General features: G+C 36.8%; 23 protein-coding genes. 9 read left to right on the top strand and 14 right to left on the bottom strand.

Annotation, left to right across the window (positions count from 1 at the left end):
• The first annotated feature begins 1 nt into the window (after nt 1).
• Complete coding sequence (locus H0S70_RS08220) at nt 2–2,077, top strand: glycosyltransferase (RefSeq protein WP_188320467.1); 2,076 nt, start codon at nt 2–4, stop codon at nt 2,075–2,077.
• 22 nt (nt 2,078–2,099) lie between these two features.
• On the opposite strand, the gene H0S70_RS08225 is transcribed toward H0S70_RS08220, so the two are convergent.
• Together H0S70_RS08225 and H0S70_RS14285 are read right to left on the bottom strand one after the other, a co-directional pair.
• Nucleotides 2,100–2,348 (bottom strand): hypothetical protein, encoded by a 249-nt coding sequence (locus H0S70_RS08225; protein ID WP_228453698.1) that lies wholly within the window; start codon nt 2,346–2,348, stop codon nt 2,100–2,102.
• Nucleotides 2,349–2,496: 148 nt separating this feature from the next.
• On the bottom strand, nt 2,497–2,649 hold the full coding sequence (locus H0S70_RS14285; RefSeq protein ID WP_228453699.1) for a hypothetical protein: 153 nt from the start codon (nt 2,647–2,649) through the stop codon (nt 2,497–2,499).
• On the opposite strand from H0S70_RS14285, the gene H0S70_RS08230 reads away from it, so the two are divergent.
• Nucleotides 2,587–3,468: a tyrosine-type recombinase/integrase gene (locus H0S70_RS08230; protein WP_262891149.1), complete on the top strand. Its 882-nt coding sequence runs from the start codon at nt 2,587–2,589 to the stop codon at nt 3,466–3,468. The two genes, H0S70_RS14285 and H0S70_RS08230, sit on opposite strands and share 63 nt — an antisense overlap.
• Nucleotides 3,452–4,570: an IS91 family transposase gene (locus H0S70_RS08235; protein WP_188320469.1), complete on the top strand. Its 1,119-nt coding sequence runs from the start codon at nt 3,452–3,454 to the stop codon at nt 4,568–4,570. Before H0S70_RS08230 ends, H0S70_RS08235 begins: the two co-directional genes overlap by 17 nt.
• A gap of 226 nt (nt 4,571–4,796) precedes the next feature.
• Here H0S70_RS08235 and H0S70_RS08240 read toward each other — a convergent pair whose 3' ends face one another.
• The 3 genes from H0S70_RS08240 to H0S70_RS08250 are packed head-to-tail and all read right to left on the bottom strand — an operon-like array spanning nt 4,797 to nt 7,524.
• Entirely contained in the window at nt 4,797–5,501 is a 705-nt protein-coding gene (locus H0S70_RS08240) for a hypothetical protein (protein ID WP_188320470.1), read from the bottom strand.
• Nucleotides 5,502–5,509: 8 nt separating this feature from the next.
• Nucleotides 5,510–6,559 (bottom strand): glycosyltransferase, encoded by a 1,050-nt coding sequence (locus tag H0S70_RS08245; RefSeq protein WP_123248745.1) that lies wholly within the window; start codon nt 6,557–6,559, stop codon nt 5,510–5,512.
• Entirely contained in the window at nt 6,559–7,524 is a 966-nt protein-coding gene (locus H0S70_RS08250; protein ID WP_228453700.1) for a glycosyltransferase family 2 protein, read from the bottom strand. Before H0S70_RS08250 ends, H0S70_RS08245 begins: the two co-directional genes overlap by 1 nt.
• A 222-nt stretch (nt 7,525–7,746) precedes the next feature.
• Here H0S70_RS08250 and H0S70_RS08255 point away from each other — a divergent pair, with 222 nt between their 5' ends.
• Entirely contained in the window at nt 7,747–8,616 is an 870-nt protein-coding gene (locus H0S70_RS08255; protein WP_148041172.1) for a hypothetical protein, read from the top strand.
• A 3-nt stretch (nt 8,617–8,619) separates the two neighbouring features.
• On the opposite strand, the gene H0S70_RS08260 is transcribed toward H0S70_RS08255, so the two are convergent.
• From H0S70_RS08260 to pdxA, 7 genes are all read right to left on the bottom strand, one after another.
• On the bottom strand, nt 8,620–9,375 hold the full coding sequence (locus H0S70_RS08260) for a glycosyltransferase family 2 protein (protein ID WP_123248748.1): 756 nt from the start codon (nt 9,373–9,375) through the stop codon (nt 8,620–8,622).
• A gap of 3 nt (nt 9,376–9,378) precedes the next feature.
• Nucleotides 9,379–10,632 carry an ornithine--oxo-acid transaminase gene (rocD, locus tag H0S70_RS08265; protein ID WP_188320472.1) on the bottom strand — a complete coding sequence of 418 codons (1,254 nt, stop codon included), beginning with the start codon at nt 10,630–10,632 and terminating at the stop codon, nt 9,379–9,381.
• Between the two features lie 100 nt (nt 10,633–10,732).
• On the bottom strand, nt 10,733–12,085 hold the full coding sequence (accC, locus tag H0S70_RS08270) for an acetyl-CoA carboxylase biotin carboxylase subunit (protein WP_123248750.1): 1,353 nt from the start codon (nt 12,083–12,085) through the stop codon (nt 10,733–10,735).
• A 94-nt stretch (nt 12,086–12,179) separates the two neighbouring features.
• Complete coding sequence (gene accB / locus H0S70_RS08275; protein ID WP_188320473.1) at nt 12,180–12,668, bottom strand: acetyl-CoA carboxylase biotin carboxyl carrier protein; 489 nt, start codon at nt 12,666–12,668, stop codon at nt 12,180–12,182.
• A gap of 124 nt (nt 12,669–12,792) precedes the next feature.
• Entirely contained in the window at nt 12,793–12,996 is a 204-nt protein-coding gene (gene rpmF / locus H0S70_RS08280) for a 50S ribosomal protein L32 (protein ID WP_055041611.1), read from the bottom strand.
• Between the two features lie 63 nt (nt 12,997–13,059).
• The gene (locus H0S70_RS08285; RefSeq protein WP_188320474.1) at nt 13,060–13,581 is read right to left on the bottom strand and encodes a YceD family protein; all 522 of its coding nucleotides are present in this window, start codon (nt 13,579–13,581) and stop codon (nt 13,060–13,062) included.
• Between the two features lie 86 nt (nt 13,582–13,667).
• Complete coding sequence (gene pdxA / locus H0S70_RS08290; RefSeq protein WP_188320475.1) at nt 13,668–14,762, bottom strand: 4-hydroxythreonine-4-phosphate dehydrogenase PdxA; 1,095 nt, start codon at nt 14,760–14,762, stop codon at nt 13,668–13,670.
• Nucleotides 14,763–14,867: 105 nt separating this feature from the next.
• On the opposite strand from pdxA, the gene H0S70_RS08295 reads away from it, so the two are divergent.
• From H0S70_RS08295 to H0S70_RS08305, 3 genes are read left to right on the top strand one after another with little or no spacing between them, the layout of a single operon-like run.
• Nucleotides 14,868–15,464, top strand: coding sequence for a riboflavin synthase (locus H0S70_RS08295; RefSeq protein ID WP_123903560.1), 597 nt, complete (start codon nt 14,868–14,870; stop codon nt 15,462–15,464).
• A complete protein-coding gene (locus H0S70_RS08300) occupies nt 15,451–16,911 on the top strand; it encodes a sensor histidine kinase (RefSeq protein ID WP_188320476.1) in 1,461 nt (486 codons plus the stop codon). The genes H0S70_RS08295 and H0S70_RS08300 overlap by 14 nt, the downstream gene beginning before the upstream one ends.
• Nucleotides 16,908–17,600 carry a tRNA1(Val) (adenine(37)-N6)-methyltransferase gene (locus H0S70_RS08305; RefSeq protein WP_188320477.1) on the top strand — a complete coding sequence of 231 codons (693 nt, stop codon included), beginning with the start codon at nt 16,908–16,910 and terminating at the stop codon, nt 17,598–17,600. The genes H0S70_RS08300 and H0S70_RS08305 overlap by 4 nt, the downstream gene beginning before the upstream one ends.
• 9 nt (nt 17,601–17,609) lie before the next feature.
• Here H0S70_RS08305 and H0S70_RS08310 read toward each other — a convergent pair whose 3' ends face one another.
• Nucleotides 17,610–18,188, bottom strand: a complete 579-nt coding sequence (locus H0S70_RS08310; RefSeq protein WP_188320478.1) for a DUF6759 domain-containing protein — start codon at nt 18,186–18,188, stop codon at nt 17,610–17,612.
• 138 nt (nt 18,189–18,326) lie between these two features.
• Between H0S70_RS08310 and tsf the strand changes: the two genes are divergently transcribed.
• The gene (gene tsf / locus H0S70_RS08315) at nt 18,327–19,151 is read left to right on the top strand and encodes a translation elongation factor Ts (protein WP_188320479.1); all 825 of its coding nucleotides are present in this window, start codon (nt 18,327–18,329) and stop codon (nt 19,149–19,151) included.
• A 104-nt stretch (nt 19,152–19,255) separates the two neighbouring features.
• Nucleotides 19,256–21,292, top strand: a complete 2,037-nt coding sequence (locus H0S70_RS08320; protein WP_188320480.1) for a choice-of-anchor L domain-containing protein — start codon at nt 19,256–19,258, stop codon at nt 21,290–21,292.
• 13 nt (nt 21,293–21,305) lie between these two features.
• Here the strand turns inward: H0S70_RS08320 and fmt are convergent, their stop codons facing one another.
• Complete coding sequence (fmt, locus tag H0S70_RS08325) at nt 21,306–22,250, bottom strand: methionyl-tRNA formyltransferase (protein ID WP_188320481.1); 945 nt, start codon at nt 22,248–22,250, stop codon at nt 21,306–21,308.
• Between the last annotated feature and the right edge of the window lie 6 nt (nt 22,251–22,256).

Below are 22,256 nucleotides of genomic sequence, written 5' to 3' on the forward strand. Positions count from 1 at the left end.
TATGAGGTTTTGGAGTTTAAGAAAGAGATATAAGCAGCTTAAACGGGATATAAAGTTTAAAAAGTCTGCAAGATTTCTTAATACTTCGTTGAGAGATCTTTCCTTTTTCGAGAACAATTCCTTCAATTTCAGAGAAGAACCTGAACCGGAAGTAAGTATTATTATACCCGTTCATAACCAACTTCTTTACACCTTAAACTGTCTTTGTGCCATATCTGAATGTAACGACAATGTTTCTAAAGAAATCATTTTGGTAAATGACTGCAGTACGGATAATACCCAAAATGTCATCTCACAGATAAAAGGAATATTGCTCATTAATAACACCGAAAATTTAGGTTTTCTAAAAAGTGCAAATACCGCAATAAGACAGGCAAAAGGTTCTTATATTTATTTGCTCAACAACGACACAAAGGTTCAAAACAACTACCTAACTTCACTTTTATCTGTCTTTCAAACCCAGTCGAATGTTGGAGCTGTAGGCTCTAAACTCATTTTCGGGAACAATAGTTTACAGGAGGCAGGCCGTTTCGATTTCAAAAACAAAGTGATTGTAAACCGTGGAGCTACCCAGTCAATCGATGCTCCGCAATTTAACTTCCTGCGAACAGTAGACTATGTTTCAGGATGCAGTTTGCTATTTAAAAGACAGGATTCTAAGGGTAATCTGAATCTTTTCGATGAAGTTTATGCACCTGCTTATTATGAAGAAAACGATCTTTGCATGCGGCTGAAACATCGTCAGGGTCTGGATACTTACTATCAACCTCAGTCAGAAGTGATTCATTATGAAACCGTAAGTTATAAAAAACACCATTCGAACAAGCACAATTTGATAAAAAAAAATTCGGTTATTTTCTATGAAAAATGGCAGAATTTTCTTGAAAACATTTGGAAAGAAGGCGATGATTTTTATAGAATAAATGACGATGCCCAATATGACAAATGTATTTTGGTGGCCGAAGAGTATATGCCGAAATTCGACCAGGATTCAGGCTCTAATAGGTTTACTGAGATTATAAAAATTCTGGTAAATAACAATCATAAAATATACTTGCTGATAAAGAATGAATTTTCTGCTGATGATACTGATTACATAAAGAAATTTCAAGATTTGGGTGTTGAGGTTATAAGAGAATACTTAACCCCTGAACGGAAAATAATCCGGAAAGCAAAACAGCTTCAGCAAATAAAAAACTCCGTAGATTATATCTGGATTTTCCGACCGGAAGGCTACGAGTATTATAATGAGTTTATTAAACCAATCGGTTTCCGTGCGAAGATAATTTACGATATGGTGGATCTTCATTATCTCAGATTTTCAAGAGAGAAGGCGTATTTCTTCAAAAACAAAGCCACGTTAAAGAGGGAAAAAGAAGTTTGCGAATTAGAACGGAAAGCATTTCTACGCGCAGACGCCATCGTAGCAATAAGCGATCATGAGAAAGAAATTCTCGCGATAGAAAAAATAAGTACTGAAAAAATATTTATTGTAAGTAATATCCATTCATTAAAAAAGAATCTGAGGCAGAAATCTTTTCATGACAGAGAAGGCCTCATCTTTATTGGCAGTTTTCTTCACAAACCTAATGTAGATTCTGTGCTGTATCTGCATAACGAGATCATGCCGTTGGTATGGAAACAAAACCCGGATATTAAAGTGTATATCGTAGGCGGAAATGCCCCAGAAGAAATCACGACATTAGATTCCGAAAGATTCACAATTTTAGGTTATCAAAAAGAAATTGACAATCTCTTTACAAGTGCAAAAGCGATGGTTGCACCGCTGAGATACGGAGCCGGAGTGAAAGGAAAAATCGGCCAGGCACTGGAGTATCAACTGCCCGTAATATCAACTAAAATTGGTGTGGAGGGAATGAAGTTAACACCGAATATCCATGCCCTTGTTGCAGAAATTTCTGATCCTGAAGCTTTTGCCAACTACATCTTAGATATTTATTCCAATGAAAAAAAATGGATTGAACTCTACGAAGGCAGTAAAGATGGATTGCAGTATTTTTCAACCGAAAATCAGGAAAAAAATATCAAAAACCTGCTGGAATATCTTGATAATTGAAAAAACATTACTCAGCCTGCTATTACTCACTTAGCATTCTGAAAATCCACTCGCTGAAACTGTATTTTTTTACTATGTGCTCCGGCAATTCTTGATAAGGTCTTTTCAGGAACTCTAGAATTGCAGCGTTGTTGCCGTTTTCAATAACGAAAATATTGTCTGGATGGTAGAAATCATACTTTTTAACCATCAGATTATCGGTAATAATTTTTTTTCTGTAATACAAACCCTCGAAAAATCTGAAAGACAAACCAACCTGTCTCGGATCCACGAAATCTACAAGAACATCAGATTTTTTTACGAACTCTATGTTGAACTAAACCTCCGGTAGCTTTTCCCATTCGCCGTTTTAGTAACTTTGTTTTTATTAACCTTTTAAAAACTCATGAAATGGCTACAAAAAAAAATCTCCGGAGGATTTAAGGACCAACAAATTCCTGAACCGTGCCTCGAGCGAAGTTAATGGTTTTGCCGAACTTCTGCAACGCTTCGAAAGAAATATTTCCATCCTGGGCAGAAGCAAGCGTACCTTCGAAAATTATTCCCGTCACGTTGCAGCCTTGGCGCTTCATTTCGGTAAAGTCCCTACCGAATTAGACCCGGAAGACATCAAAGATTACCTTTTTGAACTTCAAAAGCGATCAAAAACCCCTTCTCAGTCGTACTTTAAACATACCGTTTACGGACTGCGGTTTTTGCTGAAAACCGAAGGTTTGCCTTACAGCTACCTCCATCTTCCCGCGATTCCAAAAGTCAAGAAACTGCCCGTAATCCTGAGCCGCGAAGAAATCTGGCGCATGCTTCAAAGTGCTGAACTCCTGAAACACAAACTTCTCATCGGCCTGATCTACGGTTGCGGACTGCGCTGTATGGAAGTAAGAAATATCAAGCTTCAGCATTTGGATTTCGACCGGAAGATGCTGCATATCGTGCAGGGAAAAGGCGGCAAAGACCGCTATGTTCCCCTGTCGGAACATTTAATCAGAGGCTTGAAAACCTTCATCAGTATTGAAAATCCGGATCAGTATTTATTCAATGGGAACCATAACAGGAATATTGAGGAGATTGATTTAAAAACGCATCAAAACGCTTTACAGAAACCTGATTTCGACTCCCGCTACAGCCAGCGCGGCGTTCAGTGGGTGATCAAGACCATCTCAAAAAAAGCAGGCATCACCAAAGAGGTGCACACCCATACTTTGCGCCACAGCTACGCCACGCATCTGCTGGAAGACGGCGTTCCGATCATCATGGTTCAGAAACTTCTGGGGCATGAAAGAATTGAATCGACGATGGAATACCTTCATGTCTGCCAGCTTTCGGATCAGAAGCCTCACAGTCCTTTGGATACCGTATTTGCTTTGTACCGCAAAAATGGAATCCCGAAGTAAGGCAAAGCATCAAAACGGAAGCGTTGCAGATGTTCTTCGTAAACTCAATCTATCGGCCCAGAATTTTACGCCTCATCAGGAAAAAACGCTTCGCGCTTTATCGTATTGTAGAACTTCTGCTTTGGGCGGTCATATTGATGCGTGTGATGGCTGCGGAAATCTTTCCATCAGTTACAACTCGTGTCGTAATCGGCATTGTCCGCAATGTCAAGGTCATAAAAAAGAAGAATGGATTCAGAAGCGCGAAGCGGATTTACTCCCGTGCAGCTATTATCATCTCGTTTTCACGCTTCCCGAAGAGCTGAACGGTTTGGCAATTGCAAATCCCACACTCATTTACAAAACATTGTTTGAAGCAGCTTGGGCAACATTAAACCAGTTTGGCAAAACGGAAGGAATGCAGCTCGGAATGATTGCGATACTTCACACGTGGGGACAGAACCTGAGCTTGCATCCGCACCTGCACTGCATTGTTCCTGGCGGCGGAATTGATCATCACGGAAAGTGGAAAAAGAAAGTACGAACCGATAAATACCTTTTTCCGGTAAAAGCGATGAGCAAAGTATTTCGGGCAAAGTTTGTGGCTTTATTGAGAACTTCGGGAGTAAAAGATTCCAATTTAATGGATAAACTCTTTACCAAGAACTGGGTCGTCTATGCCAAAAGACCTTTTGGTGGCCCGAAACAGGTGATTGAATATTTAGGCAGATACACCCACAAAGTCGCCATCAGCAATCACCGCATCAAAGAAGTTACCGATAAAGAAGTTCGTTTTGGCTACAAAGATTACCGGAAAGGTGGCGAAAAAAAGGAGATGACCCTCAGCAACGAAGAGTTTGCGCGAAGGTTCTCCCTGCACATTCTGCCAAAAAGATTTGTGCGGATCAGGCATTATGGAATCCTGAGTAGCAGCTGGAAACGCGGGAAACTGCAGAATTTACAGTCTGATTTAAACATCCGGGTTCCGGAAGCAAAACCCAAGACTTTGCTCAATAAATGCCGGTGCTGCAAGGAGGGAAACCTGGTTACAATTGCTGTTTTCGGGCAGCGGGGGCCGCCGCAGGATTTTCTTTTCGTTACCCAAACGCTGTCTGCAAAATAACCTTTGCGGGTAAGGGAACCTATGTTCTGAAGCGAGGAAAAACCGCTGAAATCCACCAATAAAGGCTACCAAACGCCACAAAAAAAGCAGTCCTTACGAAAAAACTGCTTTGTGATCCTAAATTCTAAAATCGAAAACTCCATAGACTGCCAAAATACCGCTGAAAAGCTACCGGAGCTTCCGTTCAACGGGCTTTCATTTCTTGTCTTGCAGACAAAACGAAAGCTTAGTTATTTTCTGCAAAGGAAATTCTCTTTGTGATATACTGGATATGAGGGTTTTTATCGTCGTTTTTGTCAAATTCCTGTAAATAAAAATCGAGTTTAAAATCATTAATAACTGCAAACTCTACAAAATTATTAATCTTAGACCGTCTGATTTCCCAATCTAAACCTACAAAATAAAAAACTGGCGGTATATTCTGCACGGGAGTCTGAGCAGCTTTGTAATTATCAAAATCAAAGTAAAAATTTGTAGTTTTTTTCACATTGCTGAAACCCGGTACCGTCTCAAAACAAAAGAACGTATTGAAGAAAGAAAAATAATTTTTCACTTCGGGGAACTTTTCAATTCCATCCCACTGGTAACCGATATATTTTGTGGTTTTATCCTTTAACTTTTCTATAAAAGAAGTAGGAAATGAATCTGGTCGGATTACGAAAATATAATCAAACATTTCATCCAATTCAGCTGCAATTCTTGAATATTCCGTTTCCTCAAATTGAGCGATAAGTTTCTTTTTATAACTTTTATCTTTTAAAAAAGTCTTCCTTATAAAATTGACCACTCGTTCAGATCCACGGTATTTATAAGCCGGAATTTTATTAATAATTAAGGATGCCTGAAATCCCAACTTTTCTAAGTTTCTGATGAAAAGTTCGGGAAAATCCGAATAATCGGGCATTACCAGGAGAATTTTTTTCGGTCGCATCTATTAAGCTATTTTAGTAAATAGGTGATTTGAAATAATTTGAATCGCTTTCTGAGGCTGTTCACTGGATTTCTGACATAATATTTTTTTATCTGGTCAAATGATTTAAGAGTGAGTTTGTTCATCGCCCGATAATAAGCCTCATTTTTGGGAGACAAATAGGTTTGGGAAGGCAAATCTGAATACGTTTTAGCCAATGATTTTTCCAGTTTTCTGATCACTTCATCGCTTAATTTTTCACGTTCACGGATGGCAAAATCCAGAAAAAGTTTCTTAAGGTAAACGTTATACCATTTTGCAATATCAAGGTTTTGCTTTTTGATGTATTTTTCATACACTTCTTCCAGCACCGAAATATACGATTCCAAATTTCTGTCGCTTAATTTACTTGTAATCGAATTTTCGTTATCCGTTCTGTAAAAATAGGTTTCGTGGTTCACGAACTTTACATTTTTTGCTAAAAGCATCGTTTCAAAAAACCACAATTCATCTTCGTGAAGAATTCCGTTCTTAAAGCGGAGATTATTTTTATCGATGAATTCTTTACTGTACAGACGATTCTGCGCAACAGGGGTTAATGCAGATTCCATCGCTTTTGTTAAAACCTCAAAATGATTATTCGCAAAAGTGATATCGCCTTCTTTCGGAGGATATAACGGTGAGATTTTCGATATTATGTCGCCAGTAATTTTTGACGTAACGGTAATCCCGGTTACGATATCGTTGTTGTCCACAGACGAAACCAATGTGCTGATTGCATCAGAACTTAAAATATCATCTGAATCCAAAAAAAACAGAAAATCTCCGTTTGAAATTTCAATTCCCCTGTTTCTTGTTGCAGAAAGTCCGGCATTTTCCTGTGTAAATACCTGGAAACGCCGATCCTTGGTTTCAAAAGATTTAATAATTTCAAGCGTATGATCACTGCTTCCATCATTGATTAAAATGCATTCCCAATTTTGATATTCCTGCTTAAGGACGGAATCGACACACGCTCCAACATATTTTTCAACATTGTAGGAGGGAACGATGATAGACACTAGTGGTTCGGAAATCATTATTTCTGAGTTAATCTGGCGTACAAGGTTGGGAAATAGTAATATAATCTCAAATAGAAGTAATACTCAAGTCCGATATCTGTTGCAGAATATTTTAAAAATGAATTGAAGGCTCTACGGATTTCGTCTTTCTCGGATTTCATTTCATCTACTTTCGTATTTCTGGTAATTCTTTTCAGAACCATCAGAAGTTTCCTGACGATATTTTTAACGATTTTGTTTCGATCCCCAACCATTGCAGAATTTCTCCAAAATTCAAAAACCTCCATAATTGCTAAAAAAAATTGGTAAGCGGTCGCCGGGGAGAGGTTATGTGAAAGGCTGTCTTCCCGCTGTATGTAATGGTATAACTTTTTATTGGATTTTACCACTTTTACTGCTTTATTGAAAATCTTGAAAAGTGTAGAATAATCCTCGAAACATTTTAGATTTTCAGGAAAGTGTACGTTTCTTAAAAGGTCTGCTTTAAACAGTTTACCCCATGGATGACTCTGGATTTCCTGATCCTCCAGTAAAAGGACTAAAGCTCTGTTGCCATCAAATATTTTCTCGTCCGAAATTGGTTTACTGCATAACACATTTCCATTTTCATCCTCGTAAGATGCTTCTACGATAGAAATATCGGCATTTTCACCGACAAGTAGACTGTATAATTCCGAACAATAATTCAATTCAGCCCAATCATCGGAGTCCACAAAGCAAATATAATCCCCTGTGGCTGCTTTTACACCAGTGTTTCGAGCTTTTGATACTCCCGAATTTTGCTGCTTTAAAACTAAGATCCTTTCATCATTACTTTGAAATTTATTATAAATCAGCGATGTCTCATCTGTCGAGCCATCATCAATAATAATGATTTCAAGATTAGCATAAGATTGTTGAACTACCGACTCTAAACACTTTTCCAACGTTTTTTCGGCGTTGAAACAAGGTATAATTATACTTATCAATGGATCATTATTCATATGAATTGCAATAGGATGTGATGTGTTAATTACTTCGGGTAAGTTTCACAATAAGTATGAAAAGCTTTTATTAATAAGTAGTTTTGCCGTCTGTATAATAACGCAATTTAATTGAAATTATTAAGTTGGACAAATTTTTGAGATCGTGGTTTTTTATAGTAAATTTGAATCAAAACCTTCCACTTACTTATTCTTGAGGGTTTAAATTATAACTGTAGCAAAATGAATATCGTATATTTAGTTTTTGGCAATAATCTGGAGCATTATCAGCAAATATATTTCTCGATCTTTTCAGCCATGGCTCGAAAAAAAGAAAATGACAGAATTGTTGTCATCGCAGAGGATCCTTCGTTGTTTAATTTTTTTGAAGAAAACGTAGAAATAATAGAGATAAACAAAGAAATTATTAAACGGTGGGAAGGCCAATATCAGTTTTTTTGGCGGGTAAAGATTAAAGCGCTACAGTTAATCGCCGAAAAATATCCTTCCGAATCTGTTCTTTATTTGGATGGCGATACTTTTTTTTACCAGGATCTCGATACCGTTAGGGAAGGCATGAACAATGGACAAAATTTTATGCATCTTGAGGAAGGTAAGCTGTCTTCACTATCATCAAAAACCGAAAAACTCATGTGGAAACAAATGCAGGGGAAAGAGTACAATCATATCAAAATTGATAAAAATTCCACTATGTGGAATGCCGGATTAATTGGAATCTCTAAACACCACTTAGACTCTTTACAGATTGTCTTAGATGTAAATGATGCAATGTGCGCCGATGACGTCACACGAAGGCTTATAGAACAGTTTGCGTTCTCTCTGGGATTGAGTAAAAATACTGAACTTAAATCTGCGGATCATATTGTAGGGCATTATTGGGGCAATAAAAAGCACTGGAATACTATTATCACTAATTTCCTGAAAGAATCTTTCATGAAAAAACACGCCCTGATGCAAATCGTAGAAAACTTAAAAGAGATGGATCTTACTCAGAATCCTGTTTGGGTAAAGGAATCCAATACGGAAAAAAGACTAACTAAGTTCTTAAATAAATTTTATCAAAACAAGAAAACTACTTATATCAAAAAGTAGCGGCTATTGTAGATCTCTTAGTGTTCGGTAAGTTTCGTTTACGTATAAACTTTGCAGGTAACTAATTCTTAATCCGTCGACTCCATCAAGAATTCCTAATTTCAGGAAATAGGTTTTCACGAATTTGAAGATCACTTTTATATAATGCACAGCAATTAAATATTTTTTTCCTGTTTCAGCGAGTTCTTCTCCCTTCAGACGCCCGTAATACAGCATCTTACTCTTGAACGACGTATAGTTTTCAAAAGAATAATGCAGAAGTTTGTTCTTTAAAACCCCTGTTGTTCCTTTAACATCAAGTGTTTCGTGCACTTTTTTGTGCTTTACATAAGATGCTTTTGACTTCTTAAACAAACGGAAATTTTTATCATTTTGTGTACCCGAAAAATTTATTTTTTCCTTCCCCACAAAAAAAATTCTGTAGATGTAATAAGCGTCCTTTGCATCCGGACGACTGATAGTTTCTCGAATCTCTTTTTCCAGCTCAGGTGTAATGCGTTCATCTGCGTCAAGAAAAAGAACCCAGTCATTTTTTGCTGCATCCAGTGCAATATTCCTTTGCTTAGTGAAGTCTTCAAATCCATGTTGAATAATTTTCACTTTGGGATTCCGCGAAGCAATTTCAACTGTGTTATCGGAACTGAAAGAATCGACAACAATAATTTCCTCACAAAAATCAAAACAATCCAGAACTTCCTGAATGTTTTTTTCTTCATTAAAAGTGATAATTAAACCGCTGATATGTTCTATAAAACTCAACCTTTAAGATTTCTTAAATTCCAAAACTGTTTTTTCGATAATCGATACGCAATCCAAAATCTCTTCTTCAGTTATTACCAAAGGCGGTGCCAAACGGATGATGTTTCCGTGTGTTGGTTTGGCAAGCAATCCATTTTCTTTCAGTTGTAAGCAAAGATTCCAGGCTGTTTTGCTGTCTGGCGTATCGTTGATAAGAATAGCATTAAGCAAACCTTTACCTCGTACTTTCGTTATTAAATCTGTTTTCTGAATTAATTTCTCCATCTCAGAACGGAAAAGCTGTCCTAAATCTTCAGCTCTTTCGGATAAATTCTCTTCTTCTACAACATCTAAAGCTGCCACTGCCACTGCACAAGCAATCGGGTTTCCTCCAAAAGTTGATCCGTGTTGCCCTGGCTTGATGACATTCATAATATCGTCGTTTGCTAAAACTGCAGACACAGGATACATTCCGCCGGAAAGCGCTTTTCCTAGAATCAGAATATCAGGTTGAACATCTTCGTGGTGACAGGCAATTAATCTTCCAGTTCTTGCAATTCCGGTTTGTACTTCATCAGCAATGAAAAGGACGTTATATTTTTTACACAATTCTGATGCGCCTCTCAAAAATCCTTCGTCCGGAACAAAGACTCCAGCCTCACCTTGAATGGGTTCTACCAAAAATGCTGCAATATTTTGAGCATCATTTTCAAGAGTTTTTTCTAAAGCATCCAAATCGTTATATGGAATTTTCACAAACCCCGGAGTGAAAGGTCCGTAATTGTTGTTAGCATCAGGATCGTTGGAAAAAGAAACGATGGTAGTGGTTCTTCCGTGGAAATTATTTTCACAAACGACTATTTTTGCTGCATTTTCAGAAATTCCTTTTACTTCATAACTCCATTTTCTGGCTAATTTCACGGCAGTTTCAACAGCTTCTGCACCTGAATTCATTGGCAAAACCTTATCAAAACCCAAAAGTTCGGTGATCTTTTTCTCGTATTCACCTAAATTTGAATTGTAGAAAGCACGTGAAGTTAAAGCTAATTTCTGTGCCTGATTTACCAATGCATCAACAATTTTAGGATGAGAATGTCCCTGATTTACTGCAGAATATGCAGACAAAAAATCATAATATTTCTTTCCTTCAACATCCCAAACAAAAACACCTTCCCCTTTTTCTAAAACTACCGGAAGTGGATGATAATTATGGGCACCATGCTTATTTTCTAAATCGATGTAATATTGTGAATTTTTTGTTGTTGATGTTGTCGACATAAATTTGCTTTTTTACAAAGTTAATAATTTAATAACTAAAATAACGACATAAAAAAAGACTAATATTTCTACTAGTCTTATGATTTATATTCAATGAAAATTAATGATCAAAGCTTTTATCCATCACAAAATCTTCCATGAATTTTGTGGTGTAATTTCCGGCAATATAATCTTCATTTTCCATCAATTGTCTGTGGAAAGGAATGGTAGTTTTCACTCCTTCGATGTAAAATTCTTCCAAGGCACGCTTCATTTTGGCGATAGCTTCTTCACGAGTTTGTGCAGTGGTAATTAATTTTGCAATCATCGAATCGTAGTTGGACGGGATAGAATATCCTGAGTATACATGCGTATCAACACGAATTCCGTGTCCTCCTGGAATGTTCAGACCTGTGATTTTGCCTGGTGATGGGCGGAAATCATTATATGGATCTTCTGCATTAATTCTGCATTCAATAGAATGAAGTTTTGGATAATAATTAAGTCCTGAAATTGGGGTTCCGGAAGCCAACAAAATCTGCTCTCTGATCAAATCATAATCTACCACTTGCTCAGTAATGGGATGTTCAACTTGGATTCTGGTATTCATTTCCATAAAATAGAAATTTCTGTCTTTATCCACCAAGAATTCGATGGTTCCAACGCCTTCGTATCCGATATATTCAGCTGCTTTCACCGCCGCATTTCCCATTTTTTCACGCAATTCATGCGTCATGAAAGGCGAAGGAGTTTCTTCTGTAAGTTTTTGGTTTCTTCTTTGAACAGAACAATCTCTTTCAGACAAATGGCAAGCTTTTCCGTATTGGTCACCTGCAATTTGAATCTCGATATGTCGCGGTTCTACGATGAGTTTTTCCATATACATACCTCCGTTTCCGAAAGCGGCTGTAGCTTCTTGCACTGCAGAATCCCAATGTTCTTGAAGATCTTCTGCTTTCCAAACAGCTCTCATTCCTTTTCCGCCACCACCTGCAGTTGCCTTGATCATTACCGGATAACCGATTTCAGCAGCAAGTTTTGCAGCGGTTTCATAGCCATCGATCAAACCTTCAGAACCAGGAACACAAGGTACACCCGCTTCTTTCATCGTTGACTTTGCATTTGCCTTATCGCCCATTCTGTCGATCTGTTCCGGAGTTGCGCCAATGAATTTAATTCCGTTTTTCTGACAAATTCTTGAGAAATTTGAATTTTCTGATAAAAATCCGTAACCCGGGTGAATTGCATCAGCATTGGTAATTTCTGCAGCTGCGATGATATTTGAGATTTTCAGATAAGAATCCTTGCTCATCGGTGGGCCTATACATACAGCCTCATCCGCAAATCTTACATGAAGACTGTCTTTATCCGCTGTGGAATAAACCGCCACCGTTTTAATCCCCATCTCTTTGCAAGTACGCAGAATACGCATTGCAATTTCGCCACGATTAGCTATTAATATTTTTTTGAACATCTTTTTCTGTAATTTTAAATTTTAAATTCTGAATTTTAAATTATTTTAAATGAGCTATATTCATCTAAAATTTATCATTTATCATTTAAAATTCCTAAGATGGATCAACCAAGAATAAAGGTTGGTCGTATTCTACCGGCGAAGCGTCATCCACTAAGATTTTCACAATTTTCCCGGAAATTTCAGACTCAATCTGGTTGAAAAGTTTCATCGCTTCAATTACGCAAACCACTTTTCCATTTGAAACTTCGTCTCCTACATTTACGAAAACGTCTTTATCAGGAGAAGGTTTTCTGTAGAAAGTACCAATCATCGGGGATTTAATGGTAACGTACTTACTGTCGTCCGAAGAAGGTTCTGCTGAAGCCGGAGCAGCCGATTGTGTTACCTGTTGTGGTGCGGATGCAGCTGGAGCTTGTTGTGGCGCAGAATGATACACTGCAGGTTGAGATACATAACTCATTTCGCTACCTGCGAGTGGAGTTTTGATGGTAATTTCAAAATCTTTTGTTTTATATTTTACTTCAGAAACTTCTGCTTTAGACACAAATTTGATGAGATTTTGTATGTCTTTAATGTCCATTATATGTGGTATTTGTTATTATGCCAAAGATACTAAAAAACAACAAAAAACAACAAAAAACCACTCAAAATTGAAAAAATCGAGTGGTTTTGTTATAAAATTGAATGTTTTCTAAGATTATCTCTTAGTTTTCTTCTGTAGTTTCTACTGTTTTTTCCATTACTACTTTTCCTCTGTAGTAAAGTTTTCCTTCATGCCAGTGCGCTCTGTGATAAAGGTGCATTTCACCTGAAGTTGCATCTTTTGCTAATTGAGGAACTACCGCTTTGTAGTGGGTTCTTCTCTTATCTCTTCTTGTTGACGATTGTCTTCTCTTTGGATGTGCCATTTCTTACAATTTTGTTTGATGAGCGATGAGGTTTGATTTCTCAATTCTCATCATTTAAACTATTTAATTTTTATCTTTTAACTTTTTCAATGCTTCCCATCTCGGGTCGATATCCTGTTCTTCTTCAACTTCTTCTTTCGGGCTGAACTTTTCCAATATTTCCAGATCTTCACCGGAAACATTTGGTGAAATTTTCTTCATCGGTATCGACAGCATTACGACTTCATAAATCAGCTGTGCTACGTTGAAAGCGTGGTCTGTACTCGGGATGGTGATTACATCTTCTTCGCTGTCATCATACTCTGCTCCGAATTTTACCAAAACTTTAATCTCATTTTCTATATCGTGATCGAAATTTTCTGTGGTAATATCACAAACCAAATTTACAGTTCCGGAGATTTCAATTTCGAACTCCAAAAAAGTGCAGTGTTTCATCATGAAAACATCTGCAACAATTTTAGGATCTGTAAACTCTTGTTCAGTATCGAAAAGTTGAAAGAACGCTTTATCTATCTCAAATTGGAATTCGTGTTGACCGTTTTTTTGTCCTGAAAACACGATATCGTAGTTTCTAAACTTGTCCATAAAATGAGTGTGCAAAAATATGCAAATTTTTTAATATTACAAATAAATTTTAAAACAAATAATTAAGAAAATATTTTTTCAGAATCTTAATGCCCATTTTCGTCCGGAAGATCCTCATCAACACCATTGTTTGCGGAATTTCTTCGAGGTCGCATTCGGTTGGTCATTAAGTCATTATATTCTTGTCTATTTTTAAAAATTTTAACAGCCATAAACAATGCTTCGCTAAAACTTTGTTCATTAGCAACATTTTTCCCAGCAATGTCATAAGCCACTCCATGATCAGGTGACGTTCTTATGAAAGGTAAACCGGCGGTATAATTGACGCCCTCTTCGTATGCAATGGTTTTGAATGGAGCTAAACCTTGGTCGTGGTACATTGCTAAAACAGCATCATAATTTTTATACTTATTCGGCTGGAAAAAGCTGTCTGCCGGAAATGGACCAAAAGTCAAAACTCCGTTGTCAAAAAGCTCGTTGATCGCAGGTTCAATGATTTCGATTTCTTCTGTACCGATCACTCCACCATCTCCGGCATGTGGATTCAGTCCTAAAACTGCAATTTTCGGTCTTGGGATTTGGAAATCTTCTACCAAACATTGGTTCAGCATTTTTATTTGTTTCTTTATTTTTTCTTTTGAAATACTTTCCGCTACTTGTGAAATCGGAATATGATGCGTGGACACCGCCACTTTCAAATCATTGGTCACCAAAAACATCAATCCTTTCTTTCCGAATTTTTCTTCCAGATAGCCGGTATGTCCTGCATGAGCAAAACCATGTTTCATCATTACATCTTTATTGATAGGTGCGGTCACCAAAACATCTAGATCGCCTTTGATCAGTGCATTGGTTGCAGCTTCCAAAGAATCTATCGCCATTCTAGTAGATTCTTCCGTAGGAACACCCATTTCCACATTCACATTCTCTTTGGTAAGATTCACCATATTAATTTTATCGCTTTGCGCTTGTGTAGCGTCGGTGATATAATTAAAATTGAGTTGTTGTAGCTTAAAAATATTCTTCTGGTAAGTAAATAATTTTCCGGAGCCAAAAATAATAGGAGTAAAAAAATCGGTAATTGCTTTATCTTTTAGAGATTTCATTATGATTTCTGGGCCTATACCATTAAAATCGCCTATCGAAATTCCTACCCTTACTTTGTGCTGCTTAAAACTCATTTTTAATTATCTTTGAAGATTAATAGAATTTCACAAATTTAGGAATTTAGAAATAACTATTCGGAATTTATTTAAAACTTGACTTTTCCCCACAAATCGTACCCTATGTTTACAGGAATTATCGAAGCTACCGCCATCATCGAAAAAATTGAGGGCAGTGGCGAAAACATTAATTTTACATTAAATTGCCCATTCACCCAAGAGCTTAAAATTGATCAAAGTTTAGCGCACAACGGCTGTTGCCTTACTGTGGTAGAAATTACTGACCAAAACTACAGCGTAACGGCAATTGCCGAAACTTTAGAAAAAACAAATCTTAACCAATGGAAATTGGGAACTGAGGTGAATTTGGAACGGTGTTTGAAGTTTGATGGAAGACTGGACGGACACATCGTTCAGGGACATGTCGATAAAACCGGAACTGTAAAAAGCATTGAAGACAGAGATGGCAGCTACTTCATCACCATCAATTATGATGAAACCGATGATTTCGTAACCGTTCCGCAAGGATCGATCACCGTGAATGGAATTAGCTTAACAGTTGCCGAAAGTGGATTTGGTCAATTTTCTGTTGCAATAATTCCTTATACTTGGGAATTTACGAATATGAAAAACCTCAAAACTGGTGATTTAGTCAATTTAGAATTCGACATTATTGGAAAATATGTAACGAAACTGATGAGAAGAAATGCCATTCACTAAATACAAAGGTTATAGTTTAAGAAATAAAGTTTTCGGAGGATTTATGCTGATTTGTTTGGTCAGTATTATCATCTCATCAGGTCTTTTTTATTATATTTTAAAGAATAACGCAATTGAACAAAGCAGAACCGATTTGCAAAGAAAGTCAGAATCGTTACTTTCTGCGCTCGATTATTCGGTAAGCCATACCCGAGTGCAAACCACTGATTTGCCCAAGATTTTAGCAAATGATATTTTTGAAATTGCGGACATCAACAATCAAGACATCATCATCTACGATTTGGCAGGAAATTTTTTGATTTCCAATAAAGACGTTAATTTGATTGCCGAAAAAAAAATCCCCATAAATATTGTAAATAGCGTACTGAAAACTGACAAAAGAGTCGATTTTCAGAAATACGACGAAAAAACAGATTCCAATCTCACCTCATCGTACATGATCCTGAAAAATAACATGCTGGAACCGATCGGCATTGTTTATTTTCCCTATTATCATAATGATGGTTCCTATTTCGAGGTTTTCAATAAATATGTAAATTATATGTTTATTGTAAATCTAATAATTATCGGACTTGGGATTTGGCTCAGCTGGATTATTTCGAACAACCTAACCAAAGCCTTGTCTAAATTTTCAAATATCATTACAAAAATCACATTATTAGACGAAGATCCGAAACCAATCAAGTACCACCAAAACGATGAGCTCAAACCTTTGGTAAAAGCTTACAACCGGATGATTCTTCAAATAAAAGATCAAAAAGAAAGACTCAGTTTCAAAGAAAAAGAAGTTGCATGGCGAGAAATGGCAAAGCAAGTTGCCCACGAAGTGAAAAATCCGCTAACTCCAATGAAACTCACCATACAGAATTTCGAAAGAAAATTTGATCCAACCGATCCGAATATTCGTGATAAAGTAAAGAATCTTAGCCGAACAATGGTAGATCAAATCGATTTGATTACCGCGGTAGCAAATGCTTTTTCTCAATTTGCACAACTCCCGGAAAAGAACAATGAACTTTTCGATCTTAATGATGAAATTAGGAATATCATAAATGTTTTCAGCGATGAGCGAATTTATTTCCATTCCAACAAGATCTCCATCATGGTTGAAATGGATAAGATTTACCTCTCCAGAATTATCACCAATTTAATCACCAACGCCCGACAAGCCCGCAATACCGATATTGAAAGCATTATCAATGTAAATGTGGAGCAACGACAAAAGAGAATCATCATTGAAGTTGAAGACAACGGCGTCGGAATTCCGGAAGAAATGTGTGATAGAATTTTCGAACCCAATTTCACATCAAAAACCAGTGGCACAGGACTCGGCTTAACGATGGTGAGAAAAATGGTGGAAGAATACAAAGGTGAAATTTCGGTGAAATCTGAAGTAGATAAGGGTTCAACTTTCACGATTTCATTTCCTTCTAATCTTCCTTCATGAAGCCTTTTCAATTTAAAAGATTTGAAATCCAACAATCCAAAAAAGTCTTTAGAGTAGGAACCGACGGGGTTTTACTCGGTTCGCTATGTTCAGTTTTAAATGCTAAAAAAGCATTAGAAATCGGAACAGGAACAGGATTAATCTCATTGATGGTTACCCAACGAAATCAAACTACCGCGATCTTAGCCATCGATATTAATCCGGAAGCCGTACAATTAGCGAACGAAAATTTCGCTAACTCGCCATTTCAAAAGAGAATCAGCGCGGTACATCAAGATTTAAAATCATGGGAAACCAATGAGAAATTCGATTTGATCTTCTCTAATCCTCCTTATTTTGAAGAAAATCCTTCACAAAAAGACATTTTGGCGAGGCAACAAACCGAATTGTCTTTTCAAAATCTTTGTGAAAAAGCGAGCCAACTTTTATCTGAAAACGGGCTGTTTTCGGTAATAATTCCACATGATTCTGCAGATGATTTCATCCAAATTTGCATTGAAAACCAACTTCACTTACACCGAAAAATTAATATTTCTGGTATTAAAAATGCTCCGCCAAAACGTTGCGTTCTCGAATTTGGATTTCACCAAAAAAACCCGGATGAATCCGAGTTTTACATTGAAAAGTCGCCCAGACAATATTCAGACGAATATTTAGAGCTAACCAGAGATTTTCATGTTTTCAAATAGACAGGGGAATTATTTAGATGAATTTAGCGTTACCACAATATCTTTAGAAACATTTTTGGCTGAAGTATATTTAGCATCACAAACCATCGTGGTTAAAGTATAATTTCCTTTATCCACTAAAATATAATTTTGGCTTTTGGCCGGAACATCTAAATTATAAAATCTTTTTCCGCTAATTTTCACGATCAAATTGCACTTCGAGCGATTAATAATCTGAATATAGGCTACTTTGGTGCTTGGATCTGTGTTGAAAAGATGAGTGAGCAACTCGGCGGTACGTTTGTTTTTATCGTTTACGCCATCTTTTGCAACATCTTTTTTGATGTCATTTTTCAGTTTCGCAGTGCTGATAGGTTGTACATTTGGTTTTGCACTTGCTGCTTTCTGGCTTGCAGGCTTATTATTATTTATTGCTGCTATTAGTTTTCTTTTGAATTCGGGTGTTTTCGGGTGATTGGGATTGTTTTTAATAAAAGTAGCAATCACCTGCGGATCGGTACTATTTTCTACTTGAGTTACCGTGTACTGAGCTTGTGCAGAGGAAAAAGCGGAAACCAAAAAAAACAGAATATAAAAATATTTTTTCATTAAAGGAATGATTTTTAGGAACTTAAATTTTAATAATAACGAAGAAATCTTCTTTTTAGTTTGTGTGAAATTTATTATCTTTGCAACGCTCAAAAATAAGCTAAATAAACAATTTTTAATCATAAAAAAAACAATTCTATGTATACACCGGTTGCTGCAGACGTAGCTAAATTAAGAAACACAACAGGAGCAGGAATGATGGACTGCAAAAAAGCATTGGTAGAAGCGGAAGGAGACTTCGAAAAAGCTATTGAAATCCTTAGAAAAAAAGGACAAAAAGTAGCTGCTAACAGAGCGGATAGAGAATCTACCGAAGGTGCTGTAATTGCTAAAGTAAACGAGGATAATACAATGGGAGCAATCATCGCTTTGAACTGCGAAACTGATTTCGTTGCGAAAAACGACGCTTTTGTTGAATTGGCTCACGAACTTGCTGAACAAGCAGTTTTCTATGCAAACAAAGAAGAATTTTTGGCATCTGATTTCCACGGAACTACTGTTTCTGAAAAATTAGTAGAGCAAACAGGTGTAATTGGTGAGAAAATCGAAATCGGTTCTTTCGAAAGAATCGAAGGTCCTTTCTTAGGTGCTTATATCCACGCTGGAAACAAAATCGCTGCGATCACTTCTCTATCTGCAAACGTAGAAGGTGCTGCTGATGCTGCTAAAGCGGTTTCTATGCAAATTGCTGCAATGAACCCAATTGCGCTTGACGAAACACAAGTTTCTCAAGAAACTATCGATAAAGAATTAGAAATCGAAAGAGATATTTTAACTAAAGAAGGTAAACCTGCAAACATTATTGATAACATCCTTAAAGGAAAAATGCAGCGTTTCTACAAAGACAACACTTTGGTACACCAAGCTTTCATCAAAGACGGAAGCCTATCTGTTGCTGATTATGTAAAATCTGTAAACCCAGATCTAAAAGTATTAGGTTTCGTAAGAGTAAGTCTTGCATAATCTTCTTCTATAGAAAATATAATTATCTCCTGCGAATGTTTTCGCGGGAGATTTTTTTTTCGATAAATTAAAGTAATTTTGCCTTCCATTTTCATTAGAAAAACATGAATAAAATTTTCAACTATTGTTTAATTTTTCTTTTCAGTTCCGTGCTGTTTCCTGCGCAATATATTAGTGTAGATACCTCGACTTACACTCCAGAACAGTTGGTGAAAGATATTCTCATAGGAACACAAAACGCTAGTTGCATTACGGTATCGAACGTTTCTATAAAAGGCGGGCAAAATTATGGAAGTAATCCTATAAGTTATGGTTATTTCGAAAAAGGCACGCTTCCTTTTAATATTCAAAATGGAATAATACTAAGTACAGGAAGCGCAATTCAAGCAACTGGACCAAATAACACCTTACTAAGCGAAGGTGGAGGCGATTGGGATGGAGACCAAGATTTAACGGATGCTTTTCAAGCTCTTTCACCTCGATTCGTCAATGCCACTTCGTTAGAATTCGATTTTGTTGCAAATAATACAACCGGAATTAGTTTTCAATATATGTTACTTTCAGAAGAATATCAAACTAGTGGTTGTGATTATTTTGATTCGTTTGCTTTCCTTATTAAAGAAACAGGAGCATCAACCTACAAAAACATTGCACTAGTTCCCGGAACAAATGAACCTGTTTCATCAAAAACAGTTAGAGGCGGAACGGATTGCCCTGAAAATGAAATGTATTTTGACAGATTCAATTATCCTCCTGATTCACCACGAACTGATTCACCTACGAATTATGATGGTCAAACAAAAGTTCTAACCGCTCAAACTGATATTATTCCTGGCAAAATCTATCATATAAAACTTGTAATTGCAGATGACAAAACTACTTCCCATGATTCCGCTGTTTTCCTAAAAGCAGGAAGTTTTGTTGGTAAAAAAGACTTGGGTCCGGATCTCTTAATTTCTACCAATAACGCACAATGCCTAGGAAACAACACAGTTTTAAATGCCACCACAACTGGTGCAACTTCCTATCAATGGTTCAAAGACGGTATAAAATTAAATGGAGAAACTAATCCGACACTTGATATCGCAGGAGTTACTGCCAACAATGGAACTTATGAAGTGGAAATAAACCTTGGTGGTTGCCAACTAAAAGGTTCAATCCGAATTGAATTTTCGGAAATACCCAATGTTTCTGAAAAAAAATTTTGTAATGATAATAACGGCGCACCAATTCAATTAAATCTTCAAGATCTAAATGATCAATTTATTTCCAATTATAAGGATTATTTTGAGGTGAAATATTATGAAGATTCCACCCATTTAAATCCACTTAACGACGATTTCTCTTATACTAATGACACGATTATCTACGCACAAGTGAAAAGCGGAAATTGCCCACCTGCGAACGCAACACTTCACCTGAATACTCCAAAAAAATCCGTTGATCTGGTGGATCAAACAATTTGTCCAAATGCGACGACCACTCTTAAGGCAGAAACAGGTTTTAAATATTACAAATGGATGCGCGAAAACGGCGAAATTATCGCTGAAGGAGACATGCTCAACGAGATTTCTGATATTCCTGTTGGGAAATATAAGGTAGAACTCACTTCTCAAAACGATTGTACTATGGAACAGGAAGTTACGGTTTACGCAGCGCAACTTCCGGAAATCACCAATATCGATGTCACTGGAAACACCGCGACAGTCTATGTTTCCGGTGGAAATCCCGGCTACGAATATTCCATAGATGGTACCAATTTTACAAGTTCAAATATCTTCACCAATATTCCACGCGGGCTTCATACGATGTACGTTCGAGATTCCAAAAAATGTGAAATCATTGAAAAGCAATTTTTGGTAATTAATTTAATCAACGTAATTACTCCAAACAACGATGGATTCAATGATGTGTTGGATTATTCCGATTTAAAAATCAAAGAAAATGTAAGCATCGAAATATTTGATCGTTATGGAAATCTGGTTTTTCAATCTTCAGACAAAAATTATATTTGGGATGGAACCATGAACGGAAAAGCTTTACCAACCGGAAATTATTGGTATATTTTGAATTGGATCGAACCGGATACGAAATTGCCCGTTTCCTACAAAGGTTGGATTTTACTGAAAAACAGAAATTAATTTCTCGAAAATATTATCTCGAAATTGAATCGAAATGCTGAAAACCATTAAGAAAAGCTTTCACATTCATTCTTTTTTTGCCTTCTAGTTGCAGTTCTTCTGGGAAATAAGCGCCGTCTTTTGTGTAAATTTTGAACTGATTTTTGTCGATTTCTAAACTTCCGGGAGTTTTTTCATGAGCATAAATTTCAAATTTTCCTTCATAAATCTTCAAGGATTTTTCATCCTCACCAATTTTAATCGTCGTAAAAGCACAAGGATATGGTGACATTCCGCGAACGAAATTGTGAATACTTTCGGAGTTCATATTCCAATTGATTCTCGTGTCTTCCTTGAAAATTTTAAATGCATTTTTTGGATGTTCGACACTCGGTTGCGGTTTTTCCTGAATTGAATTATCAGCCAGTCCATCCAAAGTTTTCACGACGAGTTTTGCGCCCATTTCCATCAACCGATCGTGCAACATTCCAGCATTTTCATCAGCTGAAATTTCAATTTCTTCTTGCAAAAGAATGTTTCCTTCATCTATTTTTTCATTAATGAAAAAAGTTGTCGCACCAGTTTTCTTTTCCCCGTTGATGATCGCATAATTAATAGGAGCTGCGCCACGATAATCGGGCAACAAAGATGCGTGTAGGTTGAAAGTTCCCATTTCTGGCATTTCGAATAAAATTTTCGGCATCATTCGGAATGCTACTACCACAAAAACATCGGCATTTAAATTCCTAATTTCATTTAAAAACTCAGGATTTCGCAATTTTTCCGGCTGAAAAACGCGAAGATTATTATCTACGGCATACGTTTTCACTGGGGATTCATTAATTTTTTGCCCACGTCCGCTCGCTTTGTCTGCCACAGTCACCACTCCGGCAACTTCGTGATGGGATTCGTGAATGGCTTTCAAGGAATTTTTGGCAAATTCGGGAGTTCCGAAGAAGACAACTTTTAATGATTTCATTGCGTA

Origin of the sequence: Chryseobacterium manosquense (assembly GCF_014623485.1) — a bacterium.
Classification (GTDB): domain Bacteria; phylum Bacteroidota; class Bacteroidia; order Flavobacteriales; family Weeksellaceae; genus Kaistella; species Kaistella haifensis.